The 6081-nt window shown below is 73.9% G+C and carries 4 protein-coding genes; 1 reads left to right on the forward strand and 3 read right to left on the reverse strand.

The genetic code is table 11. From position 1 onward, the window contains the following. Nucleotides 1-74 precede the first annotated feature (74 nt). Nucleotides 75-1514, reverse strand: coding sequence for a hypothetical protein (locus tag ACIQ9E_RS28965; protein WP_403712033.1), 1440 nt, complete (start codon nucleotides 1512-1514; stop codon nucleotides 75-77). A 400-nt stretch (nucleotides 1515-1914) separates the two neighbouring features. Between ACIQ9E_RS28965 and ACIQ9E_RS28970 the strand changes: the two genes are divergently transcribed. Next, the gene (locus ACIQ9E_RS28970; protein ID WP_403712017.1) at nucleotides 1915-3798 is read left to right on the forward strand and encodes an endonuclease/exonuclease/phosphatase; all 1884 of its coding nucleotides are present in this window, start codon (nucleotides 1915-1917) and stop codon (nucleotides 3796-3798) included. A 54-nt stretch (nucleotides 3799-3852) separates the two neighbouring features. Here the strand turns inward: ACIQ9E_RS28970 and ACIQ9E_RS28975 are convergent, their stop codons facing one another. Beyond that, a complete protein-coding gene (locus ACIQ9E_RS28975) occupies nucleotides 3853-4626 on the reverse strand; it encodes an antibiotic biosynthesis monooxygenase (protein WP_403712019.1) in 774 nt (257 codons plus the stop codon). Nucleotides 4627-4851: 225 nt separating this feature from the next. Further along, entirely contained in the window at nucleotides 4852-5841 is a 990-nt protein-coding gene (gene dapD, locus ACIQ9E_RS28980; RefSeq protein WP_403712021.1) for a 2,3,4,5-tetrahydropyridine-2,6-dicarboxylate N-succinyltransferase, read from the reverse strand. Between the last annotated feature and the right edge of the window lie 240 nt (nucleotides 5842-6081).

The raw sequence follows: 6081 nt of genomic DNA on the forward strand, positions 1-6081 counted from the left end.
AAGGGACACCCGGCCGAACCGGGCACGACAAGCACGGGAAGCCGGGCCCGCGCCGGGCCCGGCCCCCTCCGGCGTCAGTTCTGGCGCGACCGCGCCCGGAACGCCGCCTTGCGGGCCTCCTTCGCCACGCGCTTCTCCGGGTGGAGGCGGCCCATCGCCTCCAGGACGTCCGCCGTCGCCGGGTGGTCGATCCGCCAGGCCGCGTCGATGAAGCCGGTGTGGCGGCCCGTCAGCTCGGCCAGCAGGGCCTGGATGTCCTCCAGTTCGCCGCCCGCGTCGAGCTGGGCGGCAATGGTGTCGACGGAGAGCCACACCACGAGGGCCTCGGTGGGCGGGGGCACGTCGAGGGCCCCGTGCTCCGCCAGCCAAACCCGGGCCAGTCCGCCCAGCTCCGGGTCGGCGAGCACCGCGCGGACCTCGGGCTCACCGGCCGGGCCGACCAGGGTCAGGGCCTGCTGGCAGCGGAGGCGGCGCAGCGGGGCGCCCTCGTCGGCGCCGCGGGCGGCGGCGAGCAGCTCCCGGGTGGCGTCGGCGGGCTCGTGCCGGGCGAGCCACTGCTCGGTCTCGGCGCGGGCGGCGGCCTCCGGGTAGTGGGCGAGCCCGTCGAGGAGGGCGTCCGCGCCCTTGCCCGCCAGTTCGCCGACGACCGGGGCGTCGACCCCGGCCTCCAGCAGCCGGGCCCGGATTCCGTACAGGCCGAGGGGCGTGAGCCGGACCAGCCCGTAGCGCGAGACGTCCTCGTCGTCGAGCGCGGCGTCGGCGTCGGCCTCGGCCATCAGGGCCTCGTCGACGGGCTGGTACTCGACCAGGCCGACCCCCTCCAGCAGCCGGAACTGGTCGTCGAGGCGGATCATCGCCGTGGAGACCTGCTCCAGTACGTCGTCGGTGGGCTCGCCCATATCGTCCGGGACGATCATCGACGCGGCGAGCGCGGGCAGCGGTACCGGCTCGTCGCCGGAGCCGCCGTCGGCGAGCGTGAGGAGATAGAGGTTGCCGAGGACGCCGTCGAGGAACTCGGCCTCGCCCTCGGGGTCCCAGTCGAGCGCCCCGTAGTCGATGTCGCCGTCCTCGCCGACGAGGTCCGAGATATCGTCGAGGAGCGGGGCGATGGCGTCGGCGTGGGCCGCCTCCAGGGTCTCCAGCCAGACGGCGAGGACATCCTGCGGGGCGCCCGAGGTGATCAGCGGCAGGTTCTCGCCCTCGGTGGCCGTACCGTACTCGTCGCTGTGCCCGACCGGGTCCTCGACCGCCACCAGCCCGGCGTCGACGGCGGCGCGCCAGGCCTCGCTCGCGTAGGCCTCCCCGTCCTCGTCGGCGGGGAGTCCGATCTCCGCGGCGGCGGCCGGCAGCAGATCCTCGGCCAGTTCGCCCCCGGCGCCGACGCGGGTGCCGGGACCGGCCCAGCGGGCGAGGCGGACGGCCCGGGAGAGCAGCGGAGAGGCGAGCGCGTCCCGTGCCAGCTCCGCGTCGGAACGCAACCGTACGGGCGGCAGGGTGGGACGGTCCTGGGACATCGGCTGCTTCTCCTCGAAGGCGTACGGGGTCCGGGCGCGGCCCCTGGCGGCGAACCCCCAGCGTAGACGCATTTCCGCCGGTCGCGGCGCGGCGGTACGACCGTCCTGTGGTGAGCCGGGCCGGAAGCAGCCGTACCGGAACTGTCCACTCCTGTCCCGGTCCCCTTCCGGTCCTGTTCCGGTCTGCGCCCGCCGCACCACTCCTTCGTCCGTCCGCCACCCTCCGTACACCCGGACGCCCTTGACAAGTGACCGGCGCAGCACGGAGATTGACGCGCGTAGAGCCGCCTTGTTCCGCTCTGCGCCCGAAACGTTTCACCGCCTGCACGACCGCTCCGTCCGGCGCGCCGTACCCGCACCGCCGGTCCGTCCTCGCCGTCCCGACCCGGGGAGTTTCCCGATGCCTTCCTCCACCCTCGTCCCGAGACCGGCCGCCGTGGCCGCCGTCGTCGCCTCCGCCCTCGCCGCGGGCCTGCTGGCCGCCTCTCCCGCCGCGACCGCGGCCACCACGGCCACCACTGCGGCCGCTGCGGGCCCGGCCGCCGCGGCGGTCCGGATCCACGACATCCAGGGCACCACCCGGATCTCCCCGCTGGTCGGACAGCAGGTCGCCGGCGTGCCCGGAATCGTGACCGGGGTCCGGTCCTACGGCTCGTCGCGCGGTTTCTGGTTCCAGGACCCGGAGGGCGACGGCCGGGCCGCCACCAGCGAGGGCATCTTCGTCTTCACCGGTTCCGGTTCGACGCCCGCGGTGAAGCCGGGAGACTCCGTCCTGGTCTCCGGGACCGTCAGCGAATTCGTGCCCGGCGGCACCTCGTCCGGCAATCAGTCGCTGACCCAGCTCTCCCGGCCGGCCGTCACCGTGGTCTCCTCCGGGAACCCGCTGCCGGAGGCCGTGACGATCACCGCGTGGTCCGTCCCGGCGGCGTACGCCCCGGCGGGCGACCCGGCGGCGGGCGGCAGCATCAACGGACTGGCCCTCGACCCGCGCCGCTGGGCCCTGGACTACTACGAGTCCCTGGAGAGCGCCAACGTCCGTATCGGCGACTCCCGGGTGGTCGGCGCCACCGACCCGTACGCCGCGCTCTGGGTGACGGTGAAACCGCAGGAGAACCCCACCCCGCGCGGCGGCACCCGCTACGGCTCGTACACCTCGCAGAACACCGGCCGCCTCCAGGTCCAGTCGCTGGTCCCGCTGGCCGAGCAGCCGTTCCCGAAGGCGAACGTCGGCGACGTCCTCACCGGGACGACGGAGGGGCCGCTGGACTTCAACCAGTTCGGCGGCTACACCCTGGTCTCCCGCTCGGCGGTCACCGTCGCGGACCGGGGCCTCACCCGCGAGAGCACCCGCCCCCAGCGACGGAACGAACTCTCCGTGGCCACGTACAACGTGGAGAACCTGGACCCGTCCGACCCGCAGGAGAAGTTCGACGCCCTCGGCCGGGCCGTGGTCGGCAATCTGGCGTCGCCGGACATCCTGGCCCTGGAGGAGATCCAGGACAACACCGGCGCGACGAACAACGGTGTCGTCGCCGCCGACCAGACCGTGGCCAAATTCGTCGCGGCGATCCGCGCAGCGGGCGGCCCGGCGTACGACTGGCGCAGCATCGACCCGGAGAACAACAAGGACGGCGGCCAGCCCGGCGGCAATATCCGCCAGGTCTTCCTCTTCAACCCGGAGCGGGTGTCCTTCACCGACCGTCCGGGCGGCGACGCCACCACGGCGACCGGGGTGGTACGGGAGCGGGGCAAGGCGGCGCTGACGCTCTCGCCGGGCCGGGTGTCCCCGGGCCACGAGGCGTGGACGGACAGCCGCAAGCCGCTGGCGGGCGAGTTCACCTTCCGCGGCAAGCGGGTATTCGTGATCGCGAACCACTTCGGTTCCAAGGGCGGCGACGAGGCCCTCACCTCGCACCGCCAGCCGCCGAACCGTTCCTCCGAGGTCCGGAGGCTCCAGCAGGCCCAGACGGTGAACGCCTTCGTCAAGGAGATCCTCGCGGTCGACCGCAAGGCCGATGTGCTGGTCGTCGGCGATATCAACGACTTCGAGTTCTCGGCGGCGACGGAGGCGCTCACGGACGGCGGGGCGCTCTACCCGGCGGTGAAGTCCCTGCCGCGCGGCGACCGCTACTCGTACGTCTTCCAGGGCAACAGCCAGGTGCTGGACCAGATCCTGACCAGCCCCGGGATCGACGACTTCGAGTACGACAGCGTCCACCTCAACGCCGAGTTCAACGACCAGAACAGCGACCACGACCCGCAGGTGCTGCGGTTCCGGCCGTAACCCTGCCGGAGCGGCGGCGGGGGCACGTCCACCACGCCCCCGCCGCGCCTCCGCTCAGCCGCCGGGCCGCAGGCTCAGGCCAGGGGTGAAGCGCCGCACCCGCCCGGAGCGGATCCCGGGGAAGGCATGCACCCGCCGCCACTCCTCGGTGTCCGATCCGATGCCCTCGCCCGGCGCGGCGAGGGCCGCGTCATGCCCTTCAGCGCTCTCCCACTCGGCGTAGTTGAGCATCCGGCTCCCGTCGGCCGTGAGGTGGAACCAGGCGGAGATCCCGGCGGCCGCGCCCTGCTGGATCGCGGGGTCCGAGGCCAGGGCGGTGAACACCCCGTCCACCCAGGCCTCCGCCCGTTCCCGGTCCGGCCCGTCGAATTCGGCCTCGACGGCCACGACGGCGCCCGGGATCCTGGTGTCGGCCGGATCGGAGAGTCCGCCGCGGTACAGGCCGTACGTGTACAGTCCCAGCCGCTCGATACCGGGGACGGCCGCGTCGATCTCGGCGTTGCGCTCGTCCCGGTACTCCGCGAAGAACCGTTCGTACGCCTCCTCGTCGGTCCACTGCGAGTAGTGCAGCAGGGTGCGGCCGTCCTCCCCGGCGTGGACCGTGTACGACAGCAGTCCGACGGCGGGCCAGTCGCGGGAGGTCCACGCGGTCTCGACGGCGGCCAGCACCGCGCGCTGCCGTTCCGGTGTGCCCACGTCCCAGGTGGATATCTTGACCACGCCGACGCCGTCCCGTCCCGGGTCCGGGCGGGCGTGGGGCACGGTGACGGCCTTCGGGGCGGATGTGCGGGTGGTGGTACGAGCGGTGGTACGGCGCTGCTCGGCCATGGCGCTGCTCCCCTTCCGGTACGGCGGCCCGGGGGCGGGCCACCGTCGATCACCATCGTGGAACGTCAAGCGCGCTTGAGGTCAACTCCTCCGCCGGGTCCCGGGGCGATACGGCGGGCACCCTCGGGCGCCACCGGCCGCCGCGGGGGACGGGCGCGGCCCCGGCGCCCGCCGCCCGTCAGGACGTACGAGAGCCGGGGCCGTGGAGTTCCCGCCCGGACCTGCTCAGTTGTGGGCGTGCAGGATCTCGTTCAGCCCGCCCCAGACCGCGTTGTTCGGCCGGGCCTCGACCGCGCCCGTCACCGAGTTGCGGCGGAAGAGGATATTGCTCGCGCCGGACAGCTCCCGGGCCTTGACGATCTCGCCGTCGGGCATGGTGATCCGGGTCCCGGCGGTGACGTAGAGACCGGCCTCGACGACGCACTCGTCGCCCAGCGCGATACCGACGCCCGCCTCGGCGCCGACCAGGCAGCGCTCACCGATGGCGATGACGACGTTGCCGCCGCCGGACAGGGTGCCCATGGTGGAGGCGCCGCCGCCGATGTCGGAGCCGTCGCCGACGACGACACCGGCCGAGATCCGGCCCTCGACCATGGAGGTGCCGAGGGTGCCCGCGTTGAAGTTGACGAAGCCCTCGTGCATCACGGTGGTGCCCGCGGCGAGGTGGGCGCCGAGCCGGACCCGGTCGGCGTCGGCGATCCGGACCCCCTTGGGGACCACGTAGTCCGTCATCCGCGGGAACTTGTCGACCCCGACCACCTGGAGGTGCAGGCCCTCGGCGCGGGCGTTGAGGCGCACCTTCTCGATATCGTCGACGGCGACGGGGCCCAGCGATGTCCACGCCACATTGGCCAGCAGGCCGAAGAGGCCGTCGAGGTTCTGGCCGTGCGGCCGGACCAGCCGGTGCGAGAGCAGGTGCAGCCGCAGATACGCGTCATGGGCGTCCAGCGGCTTGTCGTCGAGGGAGGCGATGACCGTACGGACGGCCACGACCTCGACCCCGCGACGGGCGTCCACACCGAGCGCCTTGGCGGCACCGGCCCCCAGAAGCTGCACGGCACGGTCCGCGTCCAGCCGCTCGGTCCCGGCGGGGCCGGGCTCCGAGACGAGTTCGGGGGCGGGGAACCAGCTGTCGAGAACGGTCCCGTCGGCGGCGATGGTGGCCAGGCCGGCCGCGACGGCTCCGGTGGTACGGGGGGTGGTGGTATCGGTCATGAGGAGAACCTAACCGGCGCCGCCCTCCTCGGGCGAACTCGTCTCACCCGGGGGAACCCGGCCGCCCTGACGGATCGCGCCCGCCGGACCGGTGAACGCGGAAACGGCCGTGGGCCCCGGGGGGCCCCCCGCGGGGCCCCCCCCCCCCCGGGGCCCGGGGCCCGCGCCCGGTCCCCGGCGCACCACAGGGGGACAAGGGTTAAACCCGCGACCGCCCGAGGGAGCCCCCCGCGGCCCGGG

The organism is Streptomyces sp. NPDC094448 (genome assembly GCF_044763775.1).
In the GTDB taxonomy this organism is placed as follows: Bacteria; Actinomycetota; Actinomycetes; order Streptomycetales; family Streptomycetaceae; genus Streptomyces.

Excerpts from the sequence above, each read along its gene's own strand:
- ACIQ9E_RS28965 (WP_403712033.1), bottom strand. The coding sequence starts at position 1,514 with ATGTCCCAGGACCGTCCCACCCTGCCGCCCGTACGGTTGCGTTCCGAC.
- dapD (WP_403712021.1), bottom strand. The coding sequence starts at position 5,841 with ATGACCGATACCACCACCCCCCGTACCACCGGAGCCGTCGCGGCCGGC.
- ACIQ9E_RS28975 (WP_403712019.1), bottom strand. The coding sequence starts at position 4,626 with ATGGCCGAGCAGCGCCGTACCACCGCTCGTACCACCACCCGCACATCC.
- ACIQ9E_RS28970 (WP_403712017.1), top strand. The coding sequence starts at position 1,915 with ATGCCTTCCTCCACCCTCGTCCCGAGACCGGCCGCCGTGGCCGCCGTC.